Here is a 25402-nt window from a genome sequence, read left to right on the forward strand (position 1 = left end):
TATATCTTGCCTTTCTAAAAATAGTAAGAAAAACAAGTTTTTCATAGAAAGCTGAAAAACCTTGATAAAGCTAGCTTTTTTAATTTACTCTTATAAATATTTTTAATCGGGCTGATAGGAAATATATATTTGGAAAGCTCACTTTTCAGTGATATGATAATAGCAATCAAATTGAAAAGGAGCAAGATATGTCTAAAAGAGAGTTGGTTTTAAAAGCCTTTAAGGGGGAAAAAGTTGACCGAGTGCCAGTTGGTTTCTGGCATCATTTTACCAGCGAGGATGAGTGGCTGGCTGGTTTTGGCAATCAGACTATTATTGATAAAAATTTGGCAGGCCATCAAGCATTTTTATCAGAAGTCAAGCCAGACTTTGTCAAACTGATGAGCGATGGTTATTTTGCCTATCCGAATGAGCGCTTGAAAAAAGTTCAATCTATCAAGGACTTGGCAGGTATCGAGCCGTTAGGCGCTGACCATCCTTGGATCAGTGAGCAGGTGGAGCTGGTTCAAAAGATTAGGGCTGGCTTCACAGAGGATTTGGTTGCTATTTACAATATTTTTGTGCCGGTGACCTACTTCAAATGGCTGGTTGGCAAGGTTGCTGGAGGAGATGACATCATTGCAGATTTTCTAGCAGAGGATGCGGAAGTGACAAAGCGGGTGCTGGATGTGATTGCTCAAGATATTGCGGCTCTGACAGAGCGGATCATCAAGGAAGCCGGTGCGGATGGAATTTACCTCAGCGTTCAGAGCATTCAGGATGCGCGGGTGTCGGCTGAAGACTATAAGGCTTTCATTGCTCCTAGTGAATTAGCGGTGCTGGAAGCAGCCAATGCAGCTGGCGGAGTGAATATTCTGCATATTTGTGGCTACGAAGGCGCGCGAAATGACGTTCATCTTTTCACAGATTATCCAGCTCAAGTTATTAACTGGGCAGTGGGGCCAGAAGGTATCAGTTTGGCGGAAGGTCGCAAATTATTTGGCGGTCGCACTGTTCTCGGTGGTTTTGAAAATGGCAAGACTGGTTTGCTCTACACAGGTAGCCAAGAAGCTATTCAAAATGAAACTAAGCGCTTGATAGCAGAGGCTGGTAAGGATGCTTTGATTATTGGGGCTGACTGCACCATCCCAAGCGATATTGATCCAGAGCGGATTGAGTGGGTTCGCCAAGCAGCGAGTTTAGCATAAAAAGGAGACAAAAGAATGAGTAAGAAAAAATGGATTATCGGTGGAGTAGCTGTGATTGCTATTGTCGCTGCGACTTATTTGGGACGGACCTTGACGGGAGCTTCATCCAGCAAGGCGAGCAGTGCGACATCAGGCAATGACAAGGTCACGACTTTAAAAGTAGCTCATACGCAAAACTACGTTCCTTACGACTTCTTGGACGAAAAAGGCCAGTCAGATGGGTATGAAGTAGCGGTACTCAAGGCCATTGATGAAAAATTGCTAGATTATCAGTTCGAATATACTGGCACCAGTGACGAAGATCTTTTGATTGGTTTGGAATCTGGGAAATATGATATCGGAACCAAGGGAGCTTGGTACACTGAAGAGCGGGCGAAGAAGTTCATCATTCCAGAAAGTCCTATCGGAGCTAGTATCATCGGCTTTACCATCCGAAAAGCGGATGCAAATAAATTTAAAAATATTGATGATTTTGCCAAAGAAAAAGGGAAATTGGTGCCGATTTCACCACAGAATGCCCAATGGACGGTGATTGAAGAGTACAACAAAAAGCACAGTGCTAGCCCAATTGAGCTGACCGCAGCAGAGTCTTTTCAGATAGCGGATGCTTATGCCTGGGTCTTGGAAGGACGCTACGACGCCTTCTTTGATATCAAATTGTCCTTTGAAAAAGCTGTCACAGACAAGGCAGGTTCCTATCATCAGTATGCGGACCAGTTGAGCTGGTTCCCTTATAAGGGTATCCCTACTTATCCACTCATTCATAAAGATAAAAAGGATGAAGAGTTTGCCAAAGCCTATGAAAAGGCTATTAAAGAGCTAGAAAAAGATGGGACACTCTCTAAATTATCGGAAAAATACTTTGGTGAAGATGTCTTTTCTTATGTAGATAAAGACTAAAAGCTGGAGAAAGGAGACCGTATGGTCGCTTATGATTTGTCCCGTGTTTTTGGCCTACTGCCTGGTTTGTTACAGGCCTTGCCGACTACTTTATGGATTATGTTCGTGACGGTTTTAATTGGCTCCTTGCTAGGTGGTCTGTTGGCCTGGGCTCAGGTTGTGGAGGAGCAGACTTTTGCTGGTCTGGCTAGAGGATATATATTTATCTTTCGGTGTACACCGCCTATTGTCTTGCTCTTCTTGGTCTTCTATGGCATTCCAGAGTTTTTAAAATGGTGGTTGGGACTAGATATCAATAATTGGTCACGGACCGTATTTGTCATCATTACTATGATTCTGCTCTTTGCGGCCATGATTGCAGAAGTCTTCAAGGCGGCCTATCTGGCTGTTCCCAAGGGACAGACTGAGGCAGGTCTCAGTATTGGCCTGACATCAGTGCAGACTTTTCTGCGGATCATTCTGCCACAAGCTTTTCGTATTGCCCTGCCCAATCTGACTACCGCCTTTCTTAATCTCATGCGGGATGCTGCGCTGGCCTATACGATTGGGGCAGTTGATGTCATGGGAGCGGGACAAAATCTCATCAGCCGGAATCTGGGCAATTATTCCCTCGAAACCTATACAGCGGTGGCCTTGATTTATTGGGGGATTGCCCTAGTGGTTTCGCTGGCTTCCCAGCTTCTGGAAAAAAGTCTGACAATCAAAGAGAGGTAAAGCATGGATTTGAATTATATTGTAAATACCTTTCTGGTAACGTTGAAAGGCATACCGATAACCCTGATTATTATGGTGGTGGCTATTCTACTCAGCTTTATTCCGGCTCTGCTCTTGGCTCTAGGTCAGATTTATAAAGTTCGAGGTGTGCGGACCTTTTCGGTAGTTTATCTGGCCTTCATTCGGGCGACGCCACCCATTTTACTTATCCTCTTTTTCTACAGTCTATTTCCTAGCTTGCTGAATCAATTTTTCAAAAGTCTAGGCAGTCAGGTAGATGTCTTTAAGTTCAATCCGCTTTACTATGCTTTCATCATCTATAGCTTGATGACAACAGGGAGTTTATCGGAAATCTTGCGCTCTGCTATTTTGACAGTAGATAAAGGACAGTTAGAAGCAGCTCAAGCGATTGGTTTAACGAATTTTCAAGCCTATCGGAGGATTGTTTTTCCTCAGGCATTGCGCTCTGCCCTGCCCAATCTGGCCAATCTGGTTATCAATCTAGTCAAGGGGACCTCACTGGTATTTGTCATGACAGTGAAAGATATTACTGCTTTGGCCAAGGTTGAAGCCTCTCATTCATATCAGTATTCAGAGTCTTACTTAGTGATTTTTGTTATTTATCTCATTATCTGTGGCTTGATTCAGTGGATGTTTAGAAGCTTGGAAAAGCGCTACGCTCTTGCTTAGGAAGGAAAGATTATGTTAGAAGTAAAACATATCTCCAAACGATTTGGAGAGCCCCAGGTGCTGGCAGATGTCAGTCTCAGGGTCAATCAAGGCGACGTTGTGGTAATTCTTGGTCCCTCAGGCTCTGGTAAAACAACATTTCTGCGCTGTCTGAATCACTTAGAAAAAGCGGATGGCGGCCAGCTGACTTTGGCTGGTAAGGACTATGATTTGGCTAAACTTAGCAAAAAGGAGATTTTGGAAATTCGTAGAAAAACAGCCTTTGTCTTCCAGCATTATAATCTCTTTGCCAATAAAACAGCCCTTGAAAATATCTTAGAGGGCTTAGTAATCGCTCGTAAGATACCGCGAGAAGAAGCGCTTGAGATTGCGGAAGATGCCTTGAAGCGTGTGGGCCTCTTGGCCTACAAGGACTACTATCCTTCGCAGCTATCAGGCGGCCAGCAGCAGCGGATCGGGATTGCCCGCGCCATTGCTGTCAAGCCAGATGTCATCCTGCTGGATGAACCAACTTCGGCTCTAGATCCGGAACTGGTCGGTGAAGTTCTCAGTGTCATGAAACAGCTGGCTCAGGAGGGAGTGACCATGGTCGTTGTGACCCACGAGATGAGCTTTGCCCGTGATGTGGCCAACCATGTCATTTTTATGGACGGAGGTCACATCATCGAAGAAAATCCTCCGCAGGAATTCTTCACTAGTCCCAAAGAAGAGCGAACTAAGCAGTTTCTATCTCGCATTCTGTCGGATGCCAGCTATAGTGTAGAGTATATGATTTAACTTGTATCAAAATAGAGAAGCTTTCTTCACATTTCTATGTGGGGGAAGTTTTTTGACTTTTTAAAAATTATGTAAATTTTTTGTTAAAATCTATTGACAAGGGGGAAAAAAGGATGTATAATTACAACTGTAAACAAAAAGTTTACACAGAATTTATTCAGAAGATGAGGATATAGCCAGTAGGCGATTATTTTTGGGAGGATTAAAAATTATGTAACATCATATTCTTCTGAAATAGATCCAACTCATCCATAAAACAAGAGACTGAAGGAGTCTTAATTTTTGGAAATAGAATAAGTTATGTAAAATAATAGATAGGAGAAGATCTCCGATATGAACATAAATGTATAGTAGGTAAGAAAGAGATTTCTTATCTGAAACTTTAGCAAATGAAAAAATGATATAAAACGTATAAAAAGTGAGGAAAAATGATGAACAACAATTACAACAATTTTAACAGTATGGACGACCTTTTCAACCAACTCATGGGGCGCATGGGTGGCTACAACAGCGAACATCGACGCTACTTGATCAATGGTAGAGAGGTCACACCGGAAGAGTTTGCTCAGTACCGAGCTACTGGCAAGCTTCCTGGTCAGGTGGTTGGCGAACAGGATGTGCAAGCTGGAGCGCATGGGCCTAAGCAAGATGGCATTCTGGCTAAGCTAGGTCGCAATTTGACTCAAGAAGCGCGTGATGGTAAGCTGGATCCAGTCATTGGACGCAATAAGGAAATTCAAGAAACAGCTGAAATCCTTTCACGCCGGACCAAGAATAATCCGGTTCTGGTCGGAGATGCCGGAGTTGGTAAGACAGCTGTCGTAGAAGGTTTGGCTCAGGCTATCGTTAATGGTGATGTGCCAGCGGCTATCAAGAACAAGGAAATTATTTCTGTTGATATTTCTGGCTTGGAAGCTGGTACCCAGTATCGTGGTAGCTTTGAAGAAAATATCCAAAACTTGGTCAATGAAGTCAAGGAAGCCGGCAATGTTATCCTCTTCTTTGATGAAATTCATCAAATTCTGGGGGCAGGATCTACTGGCGGAGATAGCGGTTCTAAGGGCTTGGCGGATATTCTTAAACCAGCGCTTTCTCGTGGTGAGCTGACTGTTATCGGGGCGACTACTCAGGACGAGTACCGCAATACTATCCTTAAAAATGCAGCTCTGGCTCGTCGTTTCAATGAAGTCAAGGTCAACGCACCGTCTGCTGAGGATACCTATCAGATCCTTCGAGGTATTCGGGATTTGTACGAAAAGCACCACAATGTTATCCTGCCGGATGAAGTGCTGAAAGCGGCTGTGGACTACTCAGTTCAGTATATTCCACAACGGAGCCTACCAGACAAGGCGATTGACCTGGTCGATGTGACTGCTGCCCACTTGGCAGCCCAACATCCAGTGACTGATGTTCATGCAGTTGAGCATGAGATTGCTGAGCAGAAGGCTAAGCAGGAAACAGCTGTTGAAAAAGAAGACTATGAAGCAGCTCTGAATGCCAAGACCCGCATTGAAGAGCTGGAAAAGAAAATTCAAAACCACACAGAGGATATGAAGGTAACGGCGACAGTCAACGATGTAGCAGAATCTGTTGAACGGATGACGGGTGTGCCGGTATCTCAAATGGGGGCTAGCGACATTGAGCGCCTCAAGGGCATGAATGACCGTCTCAAAGCTAAAGTTATCGGTCAAGACAAGGCTGTAGAAGCTGTGGCGAGAGCCATTCGCCGTAACCGTGCAGGCTTTGACGAAGGCAACCGTCCGATCGGAAGCTTCCTCTTCGTTGGTCCAACTGGTGTCGGTAAGACTGAGTTGGCTAAGCAACTAGCTCTAGATATGTTCGGTACCAAGGATGCTATCATCCGTCTGGATATGTCTGAATACAGTGACCGTACAGCCGTTTCCAAGCTGATTGGTACGACTGCGGGCTATGTCGGCTATGATGATAACAACAACACCCTGACCGAGCGTGTCCGCCGCAATCCATACTCTATCATTCTCTTGGATGAGATTGAAAAGGCTGATCCACAAGTGATTACCCTTCTCCTTCAAGTTCTGGATGATGGTCGCTTGACAGATGGACAAGGAAATACAGTCAACTTCAAGAACACGGTTATTATCGCGACATCTAATGCAGGATTTGGCTATGAAGCAGGTCTGGAAGAGGATGCAGAAAAGCCTGATCTAATGGACCGACTCAAACATTATTTCCGCCCAGAGTTCCTCAATCGTTTCAATGCAGTCATTGAGTTCTCTCATCTCAAGAAAGAAGACTTGATGGAGATTGTCAATCTCATGCTGATTGAAGTAAATCAAACCTTGAGCAAAAAAGAAATTGATCTTGCAGTATCTGATGCAGCTAAGGAATTCCTACGTGACGCTGGTTATGACCAAGTCATGGGTGTTCGTCCACTCCGTAGAGTTATCGAGCAACAAATCCGTGACAAGGTGACTGACTTCCACTTGGATAATCTAGATGCTAAGCATTTGACAGCTGATATGGAAGATGGAACCTTGGTGATCCGTGAAAAATTAGCAGAATAACTACCTATAACTTTCAAAATCCCGTAAAACGAACAGATATTTAGTCTGTTCGTTTTTTTATTAATCATATTCATATAAAAAATCTCCAATCAGTTGACTGGAGATTTTCTTATTTTCTTCGATATTGACTGGGTGTCATTTGATAGTATTTTTTAAATTGCCGGTTGAAATTAGAAAGGTTATTAAAACCAGACTGGCTGGAGATTTCTAGAACCGACAGAGTAGAGTGCTGGAGGAGCTCGGCAGCCTTGCGCAGGCGAAATTGGATTAGGTACTCAATGCAAGAAACACCCAGATGTTTTTTGAAGAAATTCATGAAGTGCGTAGGACTGTAGCCGCAAATACCAGACAGCTGATCAATAGAGAGTTCTTCCTGATAATGCTCATTGATATAGTCGATGATAGACCGAATTTTCTCTTCCTTGCGGTAGCCCTCGGCAGATAGCTCCTTAGAAACGATATAGTCGTTCTCAAAGAGCAAGTAGAAGAGCTGATTGAGCTGGGTCTTGAGCTGAAATTCATAGTATTTCTTTTGGCAATAACCCGTTTCCATAGTAGCCAGCAGGCATTGACGAATTTCCTCATAGGCTTGATCAGTCGGCTTGATGACATGGACAAAGTCCAGTTGGCCATTGTAGAGAGGTTGTAGGTAGTGGATACTAGCATGATCCATGGCCGAATAGCCCATTAAGTCCAAGTGAAAGTTAATGGCATCCATGTAGTGGCGCTGCTGCTCAATCGGATGAATGGAGTGAAGGGCATTGGGACGAATCAGGACAATATCGCCTTTGTGGCTGTTAAAATAATGATCGTCGATATGAAATTGGGCACTGCCTTCGTGAACGTAAATGATTTCAACATCGGTGTGCCAGTGGAAAAGGATGTCAGGCTGGCCGTTTTCCGTAATGGTCCGCGTCAGAGAATAGGGGGTTCCTTGATTCTTATACTCAGTAGTTTTGTGCAACTGCCCCAAATCCATCATAGTGCCCTCCTTCGTAGAATACTATCATTTTTTAAAATAATTAGACTAGAAAATGTGTTTGCCAACTATTATAATATAATTAAAAAGAAAATGAAAGTAGGAAAATAAAGAGAAGAAAATTTTCTGAAAGTCTGGTTTAGGCTGGCAGTGTGGACGAACCATTTAAGAGTATTTGGCTACCATCCAGCTCCTTATAGAATAAGAAAAGTGTGGAATCCATGGCTCTTTCGAACTCATGTTGCTTCCACACTTTTTATTGGATAGCTTTATCTAGCGGCTTTTTGTTCTTTATGTTTGTGAAGGATAAAGGAGTTTGAAAAACTCAGGCTTGCTAGTACAAAAAGAAGAAGGGTTGTTGCTGGATAGCTAAGGGAGATATGATTGGTTTTGATGACAAAGAGAAGGGCAAAGGCAAGAATGGCAAAGAAAACGCTGAGGCCCCAAGTCATTCGGCGACTGAGTAAGTGCTGCTCAAAGAGCAGAGGAATGAGGAGACAGCCTAGAAGAAGGCTCGTTGGGAAAACGACATACTCGGCAGAAAAAATTGTCAAGATACTCAGAGTGATAAACAGGCAGCTAAGTATATGATGGGTATAGTTGAGCCAATTTATTTTCATTGGAAAACCTCCTTTTGATGATTGTTTGGATACGGTTGATGGTGTAAACACCACACTTTCACACCTTTATTATAAGTCTTTAAAAGTAAAAAGCAAGCGATTACAATCATATTTACTCAGCCTGTCAATCTTTTTCATTACTCTGAATTATCAGATATTTTCAAGTCTCCTGGGACTTCTTTTTCTTTCAAAAAATAGATTTTTTCGGTATAATAGTCAAAGATAGTCAATGTTAGAGAAGACTTGAATGCTTATTTTTAGATATAACAGATAGAAAGGTATATCATGGGCATCAAAAATACCTCGGATAGTATAGAAGAATATATCAAAACAATTTTAGCGCAGGCGGGCATGGTCGAGCTCAAGCGCAGTGAGTTAGCCGATGTTTTTCAGGTGGTTCCGAGTCAGATCAATTATGTGATTAAGACACGTTTTACGGAGAGTCGGGGCTATATCGTTGAAAGCAAGCGCGGCGGCGGTGGCTATATCAGGATTGGTAAGATTGAATTTTCCGATCAGCACCAAATGCTGTCTGATTTGTTGACCAATGTCGGTGAGTCGCTCAGCCAGCCAGTTTTTTCAGATGTTTTGCAGCTGCTCTTTGATGAAAAAATTATTAGCCAGCGTGAGGGAGAGCTGCTCCTAGCGAGTGCCAGCGATGCTGTCCTGGGGGCAGAGGCTCCGAGGATTCGAGCTAGAATGTTACGGAAAATTTTGCAGCAATTAGATAGAAAAGGAAATTAAGAATATGAATTATTCAAAAGCTTTAGTAGAAAGCTTGGAAGCGGCTCAGCTCTTAGCCGGTCATTTTGCTACAGATTATTTAGAATCGTGGCAAGTGCTGATGGCTCTGGCTAATAATCCCTACAGCGTGGCAGGCTCAGCTCTAAATGAATTCCCTATTGAAGTGGATAAACTGGAAGAAGCAGCCTTTGACATTACTGGAAAAGAGTATCAAAAACAAGGCGGTTTTGACTTATTGCCTTTTTCTCACCGTTTGGAGGAGCTCTTTGCTCAAGCAGGACAGATTGCGGAGGCCGTCCACGCTAAAAGCCTAGGAACAGAGCACCTGCTCCTAGCCATGCTATTTGATCGTGGGACCTTGGCAGCTCGTGTGCTAGAAGCTGCAGGTTTCGGCTGTGATGATAAGAGTTCAGCCCCTCGATTCAGTGATTTACGAAAGGTTTTAGAGCAGCGTGCTGGCTGGGGCAGAGAGGAAATTAAGTCGATCCGCTCGCTAAATAAAAACACGGCCTCTGCCAAACAAACCATGGCGAATATGATGGGCATGCCTCCTTCAACTAGCGGTGGCCTGGAAGACTATACTCGGGATTTGACAGAACTGGCTCGGGCTGGTCGTCTGGAACCAGTTATCGGGCGGGATGAGGAAATTTCTCGAATGCTTCAGATCCTCAGCCGCAAGACTAAAAATAATCCAGTACTTGTCGGTGATGCGGGGGTCGGTAAAACTGCTTTGGCACTAGGCTTGGCTCAACGCGTGGCAGCTGGGCAGGTTCCGGCAGAGCTTGCCAAGATGCGCGTCTTGGAATTAGATTTGATGAATGTTGTCGCTGGGACTCGTTTCCGCGGAGACTTTGAAGAGCGGATGAACAATATCATCAATGACATCGAAGAAGACGGCCATGTCATCCTCTTTATCGATGAGCTGCATACCATCATGGGCTCTGGCAGCGGGATTGATTCGACCTTGGATGCGGCCAATATCCTGAAACCTGCTCTGGCTCGGGGAACCTTGCGGACAGTTGGTGCTACGACGCAGGAAGAGTACCAGAAGCATATCGAAAAAGACGCTGCTCTGTCTCGGCGTTTTGCCAAGGTCACTATTGAAGAACCTACTGTGGCCGACAGCATTGCTATTCTGCAGGGTTTGAGAAAGAGTTATGAGGATCACCACAAGGTGCAGATTAGTGATCAGGCCATTGAAACAGCGGTCAAGTATGCTCATCGCTATCTGACCAGCAAGCATTTGCCAGACTCTGCCATTGACCTTTTGGATGAAGCTAGTGCAACGGTGCAGAATAAAGGACCGCAGAATTATAAACAGTCGGATTTGACGCCTGTGGATCAGGCTTTGATGGCTGGAAAATTTAAAAAAGTCGGCCAGCTACTGGCAAAAGAGCAGGAGTCAACTGTTTACAAGCTGAAAGTGGAAGCAGGGGATATCTTAGAGACTCTCAGTCGCTTGTCAGGTATTCCTGTGCAGAAATTAACTCAGACAGATGCCAAAAAATATCTCAATTTGGAAAAAGAACTACACAAACGAGTTATCGGGCAGGATGCGGCAGTTTCGGCTGTCAGCCGAGCTATTCGTCGCAATCAATCGGGCATCCGCACCGGCAAACGCCCCATTGGTTCCTTTATGTTCTTAGGACCGACGGGTGTCGGAAAGACTGAGCTGGCTAAGGCCTTGGCAGAAGTTCTCTTTGATGATGAATCCGCCCTGATTCGCTTTGACATGAGTGAATATATGGAGAAATTCGCAGCGAGTCGTCTCAACGGGGCGCCCCCAGGCTATGTAGGCTATGAGGAAGGCGGCGAGTTGACGGAGAAGGTTCGCAACCGTCCATATTCTGTTCTTCTCTTTGACGAAGTAGAAAAGGCTCATCCAGATATTTTCAATGTCCTCTTGCAGGTCTTGGATGACGGCCAGTTGACTGATAGCAAGGGCCGCAAGGTGGACTTCTCCAATACCATCATTATCATGACCAGCAATCTGGGGGCAACGGCCCTGCGGGATGATAAGACGGTTGGTTTTGGGGCGCGTGACATCCGCTTTGATCAGGCCAATATGGAAAAACGTATTCTGGAAGAATTGAAAAAGACCTATCGGCCTGAATTTATCAATCGGATTGATGAAAAGGTGGTCTTCCACAGTCTGTCTGCTGAGGATATGCAGGAAGTGGTCAAGATTATGGTGCAACCGTTGATTGGGAGTCTGGCAGAGCAAGGCATCGTGCTTAAATTTCAAGCTAGTGCCCTGAAATTACTGGCTCAGGAAGGTTACGATCCAGAAATGGGAGCGCGGCCGCTGCGCCGTACCCTGCAGACGCAGGTGGAGGACAAGCTGTCTGAGTTGCTCCTGACTGGAGATTTGGCAGCTGGTCAAACGCTCAAAGTTGGCGTCAAAGGCGGTCAACTCAAATTTGAAATGGCTTAGGGAGGATGTGTGCAATGGAAATTCGTGTGATGACAGAAAAGGATTATGCCTCTGTTTACCAGCTGTGGCTCTCTTGCGCTGGTATGGGGCTCAATAACTTAGATGACTCTGAAGAAGGGATTGCCCGCTTTTTGAAGCGCAATCCTGAGACCTGTCTGGTTGCCTTGGAAGGGGAGAGCTTTATAGGTGCTATTCTAGTTGGCACAGATGGACGTAGAGCGTACATTTATCATACAGCTGTCCATCCATATTTTCGTAGAAAAGGAGTAGGCAGAGCTCTGGTCGAACAGGCCTTGTCAGCAGTGAAAAGACTTGGTATCCATAAAGTATCGCTGGTCGTTTTTGAAAGAAATGAACTGGGCAACCGTTTTTGGCAGGAACTGGGATTTTCAGTTAGAAATGATCTGCTTTACCGAGATCAGGGGCTAACGGAGATGGTTCGACAGGATACATAAAAAAGATGATTTACTTAGCATTCTTGCTAGGCTAATCAGAACCGTGTTATCATACTGAAGAATATCGTTTAGAAAGGCAGAAACTGTGTCTCTTCGTTATCTTACTCGAATCGCTCTTTTAGCAGCGCTCTGCGTCGTGCTTCGCTATGCTTTTGCTGGCCTGCCCAATGTCAAGCCGATTACAGCGCTTTATTTTCTCTTGGTGGATTTTGAGGACTTGAAGGGCTCTCTTCTAGTCATGTCTATCAGTATCTTTGTATCTTCTTTCCTCTTTGGAATGGGGCCTTGGGTCCTTTTCCAGATCTTATCCTTTGCGGTGGTCATTTGCTTATGGTACCTGCTGTATCGGCGACTGGGCTTGTTTGGCCAGAGTATGTTGGCCTTGCTTTTGGCCTTTAGCTATGGTCTTGTGATTGATGGTATCACAGCCTTGATTTATCAAATGCCTTGGTGGACCTATGTGGCAGCGGGAGCAGGCTTCAATCTAGCCCACGCCTGGTCCACAATGCTCTTTTATCCTATTTTGTATTTTATTTTAAGGAGACTTTATCATGAAAAAAATCTTTAGCTTACTTACGCTTGCCTTTGCTCTCTTTTTAGTGGGCTGTAGCAATAGCCAAACAAAAACTGATACCAACTCTAGTTCGGCTGCTTCTTCCGTCAAAAAGGAACTGAAAATCAGCATCAGTATTGCACCAGAAGGTCAGGAGAAGAGCGAGAAAACGGTGGCTGTTGAAGAAGGAAAGACAGTGATGGACGCATTGAAGAAGACCTATAAGGTCGAAGAAAAAGATGGTTTTATCACTTCTATTGATGGTCATGCTCAGGATGAAGCAAAGGGTCTCTACTGGATGTTTAAGGTCAACGGAGAAATGGCTCCTAAGGCAGCCAATCAAATCACTGTCAAGGATGGAGACAAGCTGGAATTCTACCAAGAAGTCTATCAGCAATAAATCTTTTATAAATGGAATCTGATGCTAAGACATTAGATTCTTTTTTGTACCCTCGATACAGTTTTAAAGTGTCGGAAAAATATTTTTATAAAACTTTATAAAAAACTATTGACAAAATAAAAATATAGTTTATAATAAAAATATAGAAAGAATAAATATAAAAAACAATAAAAAGGTGGAATCATGAAAAAGCAAATTGCAATCGTCTTTGGGACCTTTGCTCCCTTGCATCAGGGGCATATCGATTTGATTCAGAAGGCGAAGCGTTCTTATGACAAGGTGCGCGTGGTGGTTTCTGGCTATCAGGGCGACCGTGGCGAGGAAGTAGGCCTATCTTTACAGAAGCGATTCCGCTATACGCGGGAGACTTTCGCAGATGATGAACTAACCCAGGTTTACAAACTGGACGAAACTTCTTTTCCTCGTTACCCTCTGGGTTGGGACAAGTGGCTGCCAGCTTTATTAGATTTGGTGGGTTATGATGCAGAAAGCGAGGAACTGATTTTCTTTGTCGGAGAGGCTGATTATCAGGCGGAGTTGGAAAAGCGAGGCTTCAAAACTTCTTTTGAGGAGCGGCAGTTTGGGATTTCAGCTACCATGATTCGGGAAAATCCTAGTTGTTATTGGAAATATATCGCCCAACCTTTCCGCCGTCACTTTACCAAGAAAGTGCTGATTATGGGCAGCGCCAGCAATGGTAAAACAACCTTGGCCAAAGATTTAGCTCGCTACTATGATGCTCCGGTTAGTCTAGAATATGCTCGGGAATACCAGATTCAGAATAATGTGCGAGACGATGAGCTGACACCTAAGGACTACTATTATCTGCTCCTGGGACAGTACGCTCAGACCTCCCGCTTGATTGATAGCAGCGCCAACCGTGGTCTGGTCGTGGCTGATACAAATTCGCTAGTAACCAAGGCTTACTATGATTATTATCTGAAAGAAAGTCCCGTTCAAGATGAGGAGACAGATACTTTTGACAATCTATTTGCCAGCATCTTATCCAAGGAAAAATGGGATTTGATTCTCTTTGCTGAGCCGGTCGGAGCCTATGTCAACGATGGCTTTCGAGATATGAGCATGGCAGACGAGGCTATCCGCAGTGATTTTTCTAGCTATTTGAAAAAGCTGAAAGAGGAGTGTTTAGCTCATATTCCGACGGTCTATCTGGCTGGCAGTTATTTTGACAATTATCAGGCGGCTAAAGAAGCGATCGACATGATTTATCAAGCAGATTAAAAAAGAAAGTGGTAAAATAGAATGGTAGTAAAAAATCAAAAACTCTCACCTGCAGCTCTCCCCGCAGGACTAAAACAAAAATCTCAAACCTTTGCTCGGAATTTTCAGAATGTCTGTGCAGCAGCTAAAGAACAGGGCTTTAGCAGTATTGCCAAATTGCTCTGGCAGGATTTATTTGGCGGGCGCAGCTTGTCGCAGTGGCTCTACTTGATTGCTCTTTCCAGTCTGCCTTTCATTCTGGAGTTCACCAGTGGGCAGGAGCAGCATGACTGGCTGGGGCTCTTCGCTTCCTGGACAGGCATCGTCTGCGTCATCCTAGTAGCTGAGGGGCGGGCCAGCAATTACCTCTTTGGAGCTGTTAATTCGGCGATTTATCTCATTTTGTCCTTTCAGGCTAGCTTTTATGGAGAAGTGCTGACTACGGTTTACTTCTTTATCATGCAGCCGATTGGTCTCTATACTTGGTTGTCCAACCGAGTCAATGAACAAGATAAGGAAGAACCGTCTCATTTTGAAGCTAAGAAGTTAGATTGGCGTGGCTGGCTTAAATATTTGGCCTTGACTGCTCTGATTTGGATTGGTATGGGCTTTGCCTATAAGAGTATTCACAGTCACCGGCCTTTCCGCGATAGCGTGACAGATGCGACCAATGGCATCGGCCAGCTTCTCATGACTGGTCTCTACCGCGAGCAGTGGATTTTCTGGATCGCGACCAATCTCTTCAGTATCTATCTCTGGTGGGGTAGTAACCTTCACATCCAGGCCATGTACTGGGTCTATACCCTCAATAGTATCGTCGGCTGGTATCAGTGGACAAAGGCAGTGAAGAAAGCTTAGAGCAAGATTTGGAGGATTTTTGATAGAAATGATAGCTTAGGAAAGGAAGAAAAACTCATGACCAAACAGGATATCCCAGCGGGAATGTCAGAAAAAGAGTACTATGAAACTATGGCGGATGAGTCCGCCTTTTTGGCATGGTACAAGACACAGGATTTGCCCAAGTATGAGACACCCAGCGTAACAGCAGATATGGTAGCCTACTGCTTCGTAGAAGGCCAGCTGAAACTCTTGGTTATTAAGCGTAAGGCTCATCCTTACCAGAATAAATATGCCCTGGTCGGAGGTTTTGTGGACAAAGATGAGGATGCCTATCAAGCCTGCATTCGCGAGGTCAAGGAAGAAGTAGACCTCGAGATACCGCTAGAAAAGGTGGAGCAGCTGATGACAGTCTCCACTCCAGGACGTGATCCGCGTGGTTGGGTTATCACCATTGCCCATCTGGTCTATCTGCCGGCAATTGCTATCAACCAAGTCAAGGCTGGTGATGATGCTAAGGAAGTCACCTTTCTTGATGTGGACTTTAAGACAAGGAGTTTTATGGATGGCGAGCGGCTTCTAACAGCAGAGGATTTTGCCTTTGACCACTACCAAATCCTGCTGGAATCTATCAAGCGGATTCAGGGGCGACTGGACTGGAATCCAACTTTTCTCCATCTGCTGGAATCGCCCTTTACCGTCTACGAAGGAACCGAGCTGGTCAATCTCATCTCGCCTAGACGGCCTATCGTCAGCAATAATTTTCTAGTAAAATTTGGAGAATATTTGGAAGAGGCTGGCGTTAAGCGCGTGCCAAAGAAGAAACCAAGAAAAGTTTATAAACTGAAGACAGAAAAATCGGATTAAAAAAAATGATGATATAGTTTACTTGCAGGACAAAAATGTTCTGCTTTTTTTATTTTTATTACGAATATAAAAGTAGCGACATATCTGCTGAAGAAGAGAGGAGACCTAAGTTCTGGATGCTATTTGCTTCAAAATTTTTTGAGAAATTCCATTTATCTAGTTGACATACTTTATTACGAGTGTTACAATAATATTACAAAAAGATTTCCGAATGTTACGAAGGAGAAGAAAAAATGAAAACTAAGACTTATACAAAATTGATGGCTGCTACTGTTCTAGCTTCTAGCTTACTTTTAGGGGCTTGTGGTCACAAAGAAGAAACCAAGACTAGCACAAGTGCTAATAAGACAGTACAAACTTCTTCTAGCTCTAAAGTTACTTCATCTAGCAAAGCTAGCAGCGCTCCAAAAGCCAGCAGCAATGCTTCTTCAAATAAAACAGTAGGGCAAGCAGAACAAGTACAGAAAGCTGTGGAATCCGTTCAACCTTCACAAAACCAAACGCAACAAGGAGTGGATCAGCAAGTTCAAGCTCAACAAAATACACAGGCTCAACCAAGCCAATCTCAACAAGCTCCTAGTCAACAAACTACGCCGACTCAACCAACTAAACCAAATCAAGCAACTCAGCCAGCTCAACCAAGTCAACCAGCTCAAAATCCAGCCACTGATCGTCAGCTTCAAAACAAGCAGGCAGAAACAAATGCTCGCTATAAAGGCGTTTTGAATATGGTGGATGGAAATTTCTCTGCAGCGGCTGGTAGTTGGGCAGATGCAGGAGGTAGTACAGTGACTGTTTCAGCAGGCGGACAATTTAGCGTCAAGTCAGCGAATGGAACTGTCAATACTTACCATGTTGCTTCATATGCCTATACTTTGGATGATGGTCGCTATACAGCTCAGCTGGGTTCTGCTGAGCCATCTGCTCCTAAATTGGGCATCCAAATCACTACTGGCGCTGACGGTAAAGTAGCCAGTGTTCAATTGATCAAATAAGAAAAAAGAAATTTGCAAAAAAGGAGGCACCTTTGTAGATGCTTCCTTTTTTATTTCTTTAATGTTGGAGTTGCAAGAGTTCCTCAATCTCTGCCAATGTGCTGGCCTGTGAAATGGCACCGCGAAGTTTAGCTGCACCAGATGTCCCACGAAGGTAGTGGGGTGCTAGGCCACGAAACTCGCGAACAGCAATGTGTTCACCTTTGAGGTTAATCAAGCGTTTGAGGTGTTCATAAGCAATCTTCATCTTGTCCTCGAAGGTTAAGTCTGGCAGGATTTCACCTGTTTCAAAATAGTGGTTGATTTGGTTAAAGAGGTAGGGATTTCCCATAGCTGCACGGCCAATCATGACAGCGTCAGCACCAACCTCTTCGATACGTTGTTTGGCTTCTTGCGCGCTGCGGATATCACCGTTAGCGATGAAGGGAATCTTGGTCAGGGCTTGGGCTACGTCGTGCAAGGTCTCGAGGTCTGCGTGACCTGTATACATTTGCTCACGGGTACGGCCGTGCATAGCTAAGGCTGAGACGCCAGCGGCTTCAGCTGCCAGAGCATTTTCTACAGCTAGTGAGCTGTCAGACCAGCCAGTCCGCATCTTGACTGTCAGAGGAATATCCAGAACGGACTGGACCTTGTTGATGATTTTATAGATTTTCTCAGGATCCTTGAGCCATTTTGCTCCAGCTTCGTTTTTCACGATTTTGTTAACTGGGCAGCCCATGTTGATATCGACGATATCCGTCTTGGTATTTTCTTGAATAAATTCCGCTGCGCGGGCCAGGCTATCTTCATCACTACCGAAAAGCTGGATAGAAACAGGATTTTCGCCTTCATCGATGTGAAGCATGTGAAGGGTTTTTTCGTTGTTGTATTGGATGCCCTTGTCAGAGACCATTTCCATCACGACCAGGCCTGCTCCCAGCTCTTTGGCAATGGTTCGGAAAGCAGAGTTGGTTACGCCAGCCATAGGCGCCAGAACCGTACGGTTGGGAATTTCAACATTCCCAATCATAAAAGGGGTATTAAGATTTGTCACGAATCAGTTCCTCCAAGTCATTTTGGTCAAAGTGGTAGGCTGTTTGGCAGAATTGACAGATGATTTCAGCCCCGTGGTCTTGATCACGCATTTCTTCTAAGTCAGCCTTTGGCAGGGTAGCCAAGGCATTCAAGAAGCGCTCTTTGCTGCAATCGCACTGGAAGCGAATTTCCTCTTCAGACAGGCGTTTGTAGGGTTCATCTCCATAGATGGCAGCCAGCAGTGCTTCGATATGGTCATCGGATTCTAGCAGTTTTGAGATAGCAGGCATTTCTTGGATCCGCTTCTCAAAGCGAGCAATATCAGCTTCCTTGGCACCAGGCAGAGCCTGTACCAAGAAACCGCCAGCAACCTTGACTTTATCATGCTCATCTAAGAGAACATTGAGGCCAACGGCAGAAGGAGTTTGCTGGCTTTCAGTCAGATAGAAGGCCAGGTCTTCGCCGATTTCACCAGAGATGAGTGGTGTCATAGAATTGTAGGGATTGCCAGTACCGTAGTCCGTGATAACCAAAAATTGACCAGAGCCGACAAAGGGACCAACTATAACTTCGCCAGTGGCTGTCTTTTTAATATCCACACCGGGATTTTGCACATAGCCCTTGACATTGCCCTCGGTATCTGCCACGGTGATGATTGCGCCTAGCGAGCTGCTACCAAGAACCTTGACGGTAATCTTAGTCTGGCCTTTTTCATTAGCCGCCAAAATCTGGCTGGCAATCAGTGTGCGGCCGAGTGCCACGGTAGAACTTGCTTGAGTTTGATGTTTTTCTTGAGCGGTCCGAACCGTCTCTGTGCTATCCAGCACATAAGCACGGAAAGAACCGTTTTCTGAGATAGTTTTAATAATTTTGTCCATACCTTTTATTCTAACATAAAAATAAAAACAAACGTAGCCTTTGTGCTTGTTTTGTCAAAGATTTCTTCTTTACATTGTGCTAGAATCAAGTCAAACAAAAAGGAGAAGATTGATCAATCAGGATTCAAAGGCATCCTCCTACGATCTAGCAGTAGCGGATGCGTTTGATTTGACAAATGTAACTTTTTTGGTTACAATTAAATCATAAATTACGAATGGAATCAAAAAGGAGAGTTTATGATTGAAATTACTTATCTAGATGCAGCTAAGTCAGAACGGAAGATAACTTTCGAGTCTTATGAGGAGTTTGAACTATCACAGCAAGCCTGCCTGATCGGGGTGGCGGATTATCATCCAGTTAAAAAGTTAGTTTATAATGGCCATGATTTGGACTACCATGGGACTTATGGAGATGTGTACTTTTTCCTGATGAAACAGGATTTGAGCCAATATAAGTAAAAAGGAGAACTACAATGGCAAAAGCAATTACAGATGCAACATTTGAACAAGAAACAAAAGACGGTTTGGTCTTGGTAGATTTCTGGGCAACTTGGTGTGGCCCATGTCGTATGCAAGGTCCAATCTTGGATAAATTGTCTGAAGAGCTTTCAGAAGATGTCTTGAAAATCGTCAAAATGGATGTTGATGAAAATCCAAACACAGCTCGTGCCTTTGGAATCATGTCTATCCCAACCCTTCTCTTTAAGAAGGATGGCCAAGTGGTCAAGCAAGTCGCTGGTGTTCACACTGCAGAACAAATCAAGGCGATTGTTGCGGAATTGAGTTAAAAGCAAAGCACTCCCATTCGAAAAGGGAGTGTTTTTTCATAGAAAAAGCCCTGTTCCTCAAACTGAGGACAGGACTCTTTTTGTTTATTATTCTTCTGTGCCAAGGCAGTTTTTAGCAACAAGAGCTGCAAGAACACCACCTACGATTGGGGCAAGGATGAAAATCCATACTTGTTGAAGGGCTGCGCCACCTACCAAGACAGCAGGCGCTAAGCTACGAGCTGGGTTCACTGAAAGTCCAGTGATGTTCAATCCCACAAGGATCATAGCTGTCAAGGACAAACCAATCACCAAACCAGCAATCGCACCATTTCCCTTGCTTTCTGAAGTCACGGTCATGATCACCAAAACAAACAAGAAAGTTGCGATAACTTCAAACAGGAAACCACCAAAGACAGTTACACCACTTGCCAAGGCATTTTCACCAAGACTAGCAGTTGACATGCCTGAGTTCGCCAAGAGGAAGAAGACCGCACCAGACGCAAGGAAAGCTCCAACCACTTGTCCAAGGATATAGTTGACAAGGTCTTTTGATGACAAGCGTTTGTTTACAAACATAGCGATTGAAACAGCTGGATTCAAGTGAGCGCCTGAAACAGTTCCGATTGAGAAAGCTGCGACTACGATTGCCAAACCAAATGCCAAAGCAATTCCAAGGTGTCCAAGACCCTCAACACCATTTCCAAAAACAACAGCTCCTGTTCCGATGAACACAAGCATGAAAGTACCGATTAATTCAGCGACAAATTTTTTCATTTTCTATCTCCTTTTTAAAAAAATCTATGTATTAGTCTATCAAAACAAACAGGTGGATTCAAGAAAAGTGCTCTGAACATATATTTTGGTTGGAATATCCTTTTTTATTATAGGCGATTATAGAGGAAATAGCCTAACTCTCAGTTTTTTTGTTGGAAAATATAGTTTTTAGGTTATAATAGGAAGAAGGTAAATTATAAGGTATGGAAAGGGCGCTGTTTATGCTTGAGTCATTATCGCAGTTTGGCTTTATTTTGATGGTTTTTACACCGTTTATTGCGGTGCCGATTTTCTGTTTCTTTGTGGGCTGGATGATTCCTAGGTCGCAAATAACGGAAAAAAGCATCATGGCTGTATTAAGCTTTGTCCTTTTTTGCTTGGTTTTGATTTCATATTATGCTCCTCAACTGTTGGGAATGTTTTTTTGGGGTCTTATCTGGTTCTTTATTGGCCTCCTACGTGCTAAAAATTATAGTAAGTCACAGTTCTGGATAAGGTGGCTTATATTTAGCGTCTGTTTTACAATCTATATTTTGGTTTATCTATATTTCTTCAAACTTTTTTAAAAATTTAGCTTCCAAGTCTATCTCTAGGAGCAGATTTAATTGAATCATGTAAAAACAGACTGAGACAAAAATGTCTCAGTCTTGTTTTTTTTACTCGCCTAACTCTTCGCTGTAAGCAATAATCTGATCAACTGTGTCGGACAAGAATTGGATGGTGTCGCGGAGTGGTTTATCCGTCGAAATGTCTGCTCCAATAATCATAGCTGACTCAAGCGGCGTTTTGCTGCCGCCAGATTTGAGCAGTTCAAGCCAGTCACGGGCACCATTTTCGTCATTTTTCAGATGTAGGTAGCCAGCGGTAGAGATGACCAAGCCTGCAGAGTAAGTGTAGCTGTACAGCCCCATGTAGTAGTGGGCTTGGCGCATCCAAGTCAGAGCAGCGTCGTCGTCAATCTCAACGGCATCGCCCCAGAATTCTGTCAAGACTTCTTTCATGATAGCGTTGAGTTTGCTTGCCCCGAAAGTTCCGCCTTCTTCGATCAAAGTATAGACCTTGCGTTGGAAGGCAGCTTCCAGCAAGTGAGTGATGAAGTTGTGGAAGTAGGTATCCGTCAGACGGTGAGCCAGGGCAAAGCGTTTCTGGCGAGGATTGTCAAACTGGTGTTCCAGATAATCACTGAGCAGGAGCTCATTAAAGGTAGACGGTGCTTCCACATAGTAGGTGGACATGTGGGCATTGAAATAGCTTTGGTGATTGTCAGAGAAGATAAACTGACCAGAATGACCAATCTCGTGAATCAGAGTGTAGACATCGCTCATACGGCCAGTCCAACTCATGAGAACATAAGGGTGAACTCGATAAGGATCAGCAGCATAGCCTCCAGAGTCCTTTCCTGCATTGGCTGCAAAGTCGACCCAGCGTTCTTCTTTATAGCGGGCGATTTCTTGGCAATACTCTTGTCCAAGTGGCTCGACTGATTTCATGACGAGATCGTAGGCATCATCAATGCTGACTTCAGGATTGAGCTCGCTGTCCAAGTCCAGCTTCCAGTCGGCAAAGGTCATTTTTTCAAGTCCGTTTACCTTAGCGACATGCTTGAGGTATTTCTGGGCTACTGGGGAAAATTCGCTCATAATCAAGTCAATCTGCCGGTCAAACATAGAGCGATTAACTTCTTGCTCAGCTAGCAAATAGTCAAAGACAGAGTCATAGCCCTTCATGTCAGCCAGTAGTTTTTCAGACTTGACCTGAGCCAGATAGGCAGCAGCAGCGGCGTTTTGATGCTGACGAAGCCCTTCAGAGAAAGAGCGGAAAGATTTTTCGCGGATTTCTGCATTTTCGTGGTTTTGGTAGAAATTCTCATAGGTGACAAAGCTGTTTTTGTAAACTTTGCCGTCTACTTCAAAGTCAGCCATAGCAAAGTCGCCGGCCCGCATCTTGGTGTAAATATCCTGTGGACTGTAAAAGACCTCGCCTAGATTTGTCAAGGCTTTTTCGACATCCGCTCCCAGATAGTGGGCTTTTTTGATTTTAGCTTGGCGAATGGCTGAGGTCAAATGGGGCTCTTGGCCTAGTCTCTCTAAGACAGCCTCGTCTGCACCGACCAAGGCGTCGTCAAAGAAGCTGAGTGCGACATTGGCTTCTGTCTCAAATTCCATGGCCGCTTGGGCAATCTGCGCAAAGCTCTCGTCACCAAAGTCAGTGGTCTGTGGCATAAAGCCATAGTTGCCGATGTGGCTGATTTGGATATAAATCTGCTCTAACTCAGCAAATGCCCGTTCAAAATCTTCGAAAGTGCTGAGCTTGCCTTGGTAATCACGGACGAATTTCTGGATGTCCTCTCTGGCCTTCTCAATGGCTCGCAGGAAGTCCTCCTGGTCTTGGTAAAGGGCCGTTAGGTCCCAGAGTTCATTTTCCGGAAATTCAGAACGATGTTTTTGTTCCATAGTCTACTCCTTTTGATTAAATAGCTATATTCAGTATAGCAAAAATTCCTTCAAAATGCCTTGCTTATAGGAAAAAATTAGGGAAATATGATTTCAGATGTCTGCTTATAAAAAAGAAAAATATATTTTCGACACTTTTATGGAAAAAAGCCATTTCCAGTCTTTTTCTTTTGGCTGAAATTGTGGTAAAATAGGGTCTATACGTGCTTGATACAAAGATGAGGATATAATAAGCTACTAAGATCATGAAATTAAAGTCAAAGTGCTAACTGAACACGTCCGATGAGTTGTTTAAAGGTTTAGTATCTTGATCTTTGTAGCCAAGGCGTATGAAAAAAATTGAGCATGTGCTCGGCAAGGAGTCTTTATGACAAAACAAGTTTTTAAAACCGTTTTTGCAGGTCGTGAACTGGTAGTTGAAACCGGTCAGGTTGCAAAGCAGGCAAATGGCAGCGCCGTTGTTCGATATGGAGAAAGTACCGTTTTAACTGCGGCAACCATGTCCAAAAAGATGGCTACTGGGGACTTTTTCCCATTGCAGGTCAACTATGAGGAAAAAATGTATGCGGCTGGGAAGTATCCTGGTGGCTTTAACAAGCGCGAAGGCCGTCCGTCAACAGATGCGACTTTGACTGCCCGCTTGATTGACCGTCCGATTCGCCCTATGTTTGCAGAAGGCTTCCGCAATGAAGTTCAGGTTATCAATACTGTTCTTTCTTATGACGAAGATGCTTCGCCTCAAATGGCCGCTATGTTCGGTAGTTCTCTGGCTCTTTCTATCTCAGATATTCCTTTTAACGGTCCTATCGCAGGAGTTCAGGTTGGCTATGTAGATGGTGAATTCATCATCAACCCGAGTAAGGAACAAAAGGAAGTTTCGCTTTTGGAATTGACAGTTGCTGGTACCAAAGATGCTATCAATATGGTAGAGTCTGGAGCTAAGGAACTGTCTGAAGATATCATGCTGGAAGCTCTTCTCAAAGGGCACGAAGCGGTCAAAGAATTGATTGCCTTCCAAGAAGAAATCGTTGCAGCAGTCGGTAAGGAAAAAGCAGAAGTAGAATTACTGCATGTTGATGAGGAGCTGCAGGCGGAGATTGTCGCAGCCTACAACAGCGATTTGCAAAAGGCTGTTCAGGTAGAAGAAAAGCTGGCGCGTGAAGCCGCAACTCAGGCTGTAAAAGACCAGGTCACAGCAGTTTATGAAGAGAAATATGCGGACCATGAAGAATTCGACCGTATCATGCGTGATGTAGCTGAAATCTTGGAGCAAATGGAGCATGCAGAAGTTCGCCGTTTGATTACCGAAGATAAGATCCGTCCTGATGGCCGTAAGGTTGATGAAATCCGTCCGCTGGATGCGGAAGTGGATTACCTGCCGCGCGTGCATGGTTCAGGTCTTTTTACTCGCGGGCAAACTCAAGCCTTGTCTGTCCTGACCTTGGCACCAATGGGGGAAACGCAAATTGTGGACGGCTTGGATCCAGAATACAAGAAACGCTTCATGCACCACTATAATTTCCCGCAATATTCCGTCGGGGAGACAGGTCGTTATGGGGCTCCTGGCCGTCGTGAAATCGGACACGGTGCTCTTGGGGAGCGTGCCTTGGAGCAAGTCTTGCCAAGCTTGGAAGAATTCCCATACGCAATCCGTCTGGTAGCAGAAGTCTTGGAATCAAATGGTTCTTCTTCTCAAGCCTCTATCTGTGCGGGTACGTTGGCTCTGATGGCAGGTGGTGTGCCGATTAAGGCACCGGTTGCCGGAATTGCCATGGGCTTGATTTCAGATGGCAGCAACTACACGGTTCTGACGGATATTCAAGGTTTGGAAGACCATTTTGGCGATATGGACTTTAAGGTAGCTGGTACTCGTGAAGGGATTACCGCCCTGCAGATGGATATCAAGATTGAAGGAATTACAGCGGAAATCTTGACTGAGGCTCTGGCTCAGGCTAAGAAAGCCCGCTTTGAAATTCTGGACTTGATTGAAGCGACGATTCCGGCTCCACGTCCTGAGTTGGCTCCAACTGCTCCGAAAATCGACACCATCAAGATTGATGTGGACAAGATTAAGATTGTCATCGGAAAAGGCGGGGAAACCATCGATAAGATCATCGCTGAGACCGGTGTTAAGATTGACATTGATGAAGAAGGGAATGTATCGATCTACTCTAGCGACCAAGCGGCCATTAATCGTGCTAAGGAAATCATTGCTGGCTTGGTCCGCGAAGCTAAAGTGGATGAAGTTTACCATGCCAAGGTTGTTCGGATTGAAAAATTCGGTGCCTTTGTCAACCTCTTTGACAAGACCGATGCCCTCGTTCACATTTCTGAAATGGCTTGGACTCGAACCAACAATGTCGAAGACTTGGTGCAAATTGGTGATTTTGTCGATGTTAAGGTCATTAAGATTGATGAAAAAGGCCGTGTAGATGCCTCTATGAAAGCTCTCTTGCCACGTCCGCCTAAGCCAGACAAACCAAAGAGAGACCACGATAAACATCAGGAAAAAGGGCATTTTCATAAGAAACATGAAGAAGCCCCTAAAGCTAAATCAGAAGAATAATGAAAAGGGAGTGATCAGGCTCGATTAC

General features: G+C 44.4%; 25 protein-coding genes. 19 read left to right on the plus strand and 6 right to left on the minus strand.

Annotated features, from left to right (window positions below):
* Positions 1 to 188: 188 nt before the first annotated feature.
* From ACWPVL_RS05735 to ACWPVL_RS05760, 6 genes are all read left to right on the plus strand, one after another.
* On the plus strand, positions 189 to 1187 hold the full coding sequence (locus ACWPVL_RS05735) for a uroporphyrinogen decarboxylase family protein (protein WP_454387503.1): 999 nt from the start codon (positions 189 to 191) through the stop codon (positions 1185 to 1187).
* Between the two features lie 15 nt (positions 1188 to 1202).
* Entirely contained in the window at positions 1203 to 2087 is an 885-nt protein-coding gene (locus tag ACWPVL_RS05740; RefSeq protein WP_454387505.1) for a transporter substrate-binding domain-containing protein, read from the plus strand.
* 21 nt (positions 2088 to 2108) lie between these two features.
* A complete protein-coding gene (locus tag ACWPVL_RS05745; protein WP_454387507.1) occupies positions 2109 to 2801 on the plus strand; it encodes an amino acid ABC transporter permease in 693 nt (230 codons plus the stop codon).
* Positions 2802 to 2804: 3 nt separating this feature from the next.
* Complete coding sequence (locus ACWPVL_RS05750) at positions 2805 to 3491, plus strand: amino acid ABC transporter permease (protein WP_454387509.1); 687 nt, start codon at positions 2805 to 2807, stop codon at positions 3489 to 3491.
* A gap of 12 nt (positions 3492 to 3503) precedes the next feature.
* A complete protein-coding gene (locus ACWPVL_RS05755; protein WP_454387511.1) occupies positions 3504 to 4268 on the plus strand; it encodes an amino acid ABC transporter ATP-binding protein in 765 nt (254 codons plus the stop codon).
* A 431-nt stretch (positions 4269 to 4699) separates the two neighbouring features.
* Positions 4700 to 6811 carry an ATP-dependent Clp protease ATP-binding subunit gene (locus ACWPVL_RS05760; RefSeq protein ID WP_454387685.1) on the plus strand — a complete coding sequence of 704 codons (2112 nt, stop codon included), beginning with the start codon at positions 4700 to 4702 and terminating at the stop codon, positions 6809 to 6811.
* Between the two features lie 109 nt (positions 6812 to 6920).
* Here the strand turns inward: ACWPVL_RS05760 and ACWPVL_RS05765 are convergent, their stop codons facing one another.
* Together ACWPVL_RS05765 and ACWPVL_RS05770 are read right to left on the minus strand one after the other, a co-directional pair.
* A complete protein-coding gene (locus tag ACWPVL_RS05765) occupies positions 6921 to 7793 on the minus strand; it encodes a helix-turn-helix domain-containing protein (protein WP_454387513.1) in 873 nt (290 codons plus the stop codon).
* A gap of 266 nt (positions 7794 to 8059) precedes the next feature.
* Positions 8060 to 8410, minus strand: coding sequence for a hypothetical protein (locus tag ACWPVL_RS05770; protein ID WP_454387515.1), 351 nt, complete (start codon positions 8408 to 8410; stop codon positions 8060 to 8062).
* Between the two features lie 285 nt (positions 8411 to 8695).
* Between ACWPVL_RS05770 and ACWPVL_RS05775 the strand changes: the two genes are divergently transcribed.
* The 9 genes from ACWPVL_RS05775 (at position 8696) to ACWPVL_RS05815 (ending at position 16916) form a co-directional block, all read left to right on the plus strand.
* Positions 8696 to 9154 (plus strand): CtsR family transcriptional regulator, encoded by a 459-nt coding sequence (locus ACWPVL_RS05775; RefSeq protein WP_454387517.1) that lies wholly within the window; start codon positions 8696 to 8698, stop codon positions 9152 to 9154.
* A gap of 4 nt (positions 9155 to 9158) precedes the next feature.
* The gene (locus tag ACWPVL_RS05780) at positions 9159 to 11588 is read left to right on the plus strand and encodes an ATP-dependent Clp protease ATP-binding subunit (protein WP_454387519.1); all 2430 of its coding nucleotides are present in this window, start codon (positions 9159 to 9161) and stop codon (positions 11586 to 11588) included.
* Between the two features lie 14 nt (positions 11589 to 11602).
* Entirely contained in the window at positions 11603 to 12043 is a 441-nt protein-coding gene (locus ACWPVL_RS05785; protein WP_454387521.1) for a GNAT family N-acetyltransferase, read from the plus strand.
* Positions 12044 to 12128: 85 nt separating this feature from the next.
* The gene (locus ACWPVL_RS05790) at positions 12129 to 12611 is read left to right on the plus strand and encodes an ECF transporter S component (protein WP_454387523.1); all 483 of its coding nucleotides are present in this window, start codon (positions 12129 to 12131) and stop codon (positions 12609 to 12611) included.
* Complete coding sequence (locus ACWPVL_RS05795; RefSeq protein ID WP_454387525.1) at positions 12595 to 12996, plus strand: DUF4430 domain-containing protein; 402 nt, start codon at positions 12595 to 12597, stop codon at positions 12994 to 12996. Before ACWPVL_RS05790 ends, ACWPVL_RS05795 begins: the two co-directional genes overlap by 17 nt.
* Positions 12997 to 13179: 183 nt before the next feature.
* Complete coding sequence (locus ACWPVL_RS05800) at positions 13180 to 14238, plus strand: AAA family ATPase (RefSeq protein WP_454387527.1); 1059 nt, start codon at positions 13180 to 13182, stop codon at positions 14236 to 14238.
* A 21-nt stretch (positions 14239 to 14259) separates the two neighbouring features.
* Entirely contained in the window at positions 14260 to 15075 is an 816-nt protein-coding gene (pnuC, locus tag ACWPVL_RS05805) for a nicotinamide riboside transporter PnuC (protein ID WP_454387529.1), read from the plus strand.
* Positions 15076 to 15132: 57 nt separating this feature from the next.
* The gene (locus ACWPVL_RS05810; protein WP_148888861.1) at positions 15133 to 15921 is read left to right on the plus strand and encodes an NUDIX domain-containing protein; all 789 of its coding nucleotides are present in this window, start codon (positions 15133 to 15135) and stop codon (positions 15919 to 15921) included.
* Between the two features lie 233 nt (positions 15922 to 16154).
* Positions 16155 to 16916, plus strand: coding sequence for a hypothetical protein (locus ACWPVL_RS05815; RefSeq protein ID WP_454387532.1), 762 nt, complete (start codon positions 16155 to 16157; stop codon positions 16914 to 16916).
* Positions 16917 to 16974: 58 nt separating this feature from the next.
* On the opposite strand, the gene dusB is transcribed toward ACWPVL_RS05815, so the two are convergent.
* Together dusB and hslO are read right to left on the minus strand one after the other, a co-directional pair.
* Complete coding sequence (gene dusB, locus ACWPVL_RS05820; RefSeq protein WP_125387936.1) at positions 16975 to 17952, minus strand: tRNA dihydrouridine synthase DusB; 978 nt, start codon at positions 17950 to 17952, stop codon at positions 16975 to 16977.
* Positions 17939 to 18811, minus strand: a complete 873-nt coding sequence (gene hslO / locus ACWPVL_RS05825) for an Hsp33 family molecular chaperone HslO (RefSeq protein ID WP_454387534.1) — start codon at positions 18809 to 18811, stop codon at positions 17939 to 17941. Before hslO ends, dusB begins: the two co-directional genes overlap by 14 nt.
* A gap of 237 nt (positions 18812 to 19048) precedes the next feature.
* On the opposite strand from hslO, the gene ACWPVL_RS05830 reads away from it, so the two are divergent.
* On the plus strand, positions 19049 to 19270 hold the full coding sequence (locus ACWPVL_RS05830) for a DUF4649 family protein (protein WP_045497807.1): 222 nt from the start codon (positions 19049 to 19051) through the stop codon (positions 19268 to 19270).
* Positions 19271 to 19284: 14 nt separating this feature from the next.
* A complete protein-coding gene (gene trxA, locus ACWPVL_RS05835; RefSeq protein ID WP_001029581.1) occupies positions 19285 to 19599 on the plus strand; it encodes a thioredoxin in 315 nt (104 codons plus the stop codon).
* Positions 19600 to 19686: 87 nt separating this feature from the next.
* Here trxA and ACWPVL_RS05840 read toward each other — a convergent pair whose 3' ends face one another.
* On the minus strand, positions 19687 to 20355 hold the full coding sequence (locus ACWPVL_RS05840) for an MIP/aquaporin family protein (RefSeq protein ID WP_454387537.1): 669 nt from the start codon (positions 20353 to 20355) through the stop codon (positions 19687 to 19689).
* A 221-nt stretch (positions 20356 to 20576) separates the two neighbouring features.
* Between ACWPVL_RS05840 and ACWPVL_RS05845 the strand changes: the two genes are divergently transcribed.
* Positions 20577 to 20921, plus strand: a complete 345-nt coding sequence (locus tag ACWPVL_RS05845) for a hypothetical protein (RefSeq protein ID WP_045497799.1) — start codon at positions 20577 to 20579, stop codon at positions 20919 to 20921.
* Positions 20922 to 21011: 90 nt separating this feature from the next.
* Here the strand turns inward: ACWPVL_RS05845 and pepF are convergent, their stop codons facing one another.
* A complete protein-coding gene (pepF, locus tag ACWPVL_RS05850) occupies positions 21012 to 22808 on the minus strand; it encodes an oligoendopeptidase F (protein WP_454387539.1) in 1797 nt (598 codons plus the stop codon).
* Positions 22809 to 23175: 367 nt separating this feature from the next.
* Between pepF and pnp the strand changes: the two genes are divergently transcribed.
* A complete protein-coding gene (gene pnp / locus ACWPVL_RS05855) occupies positions 23176 to 25374 on the plus strand; it encodes a polyribonucleotide nucleotidyltransferase (RefSeq protein WP_454387541.1) in 2199 nt (732 codons plus the stop codon).
* The last annotated feature ends 28 nt before the right edge of the window (positions 25375 to 25402 follow it).

The organism is Streptococcus sp. Marseille-Q8145 (assembly GCF_965112035.1).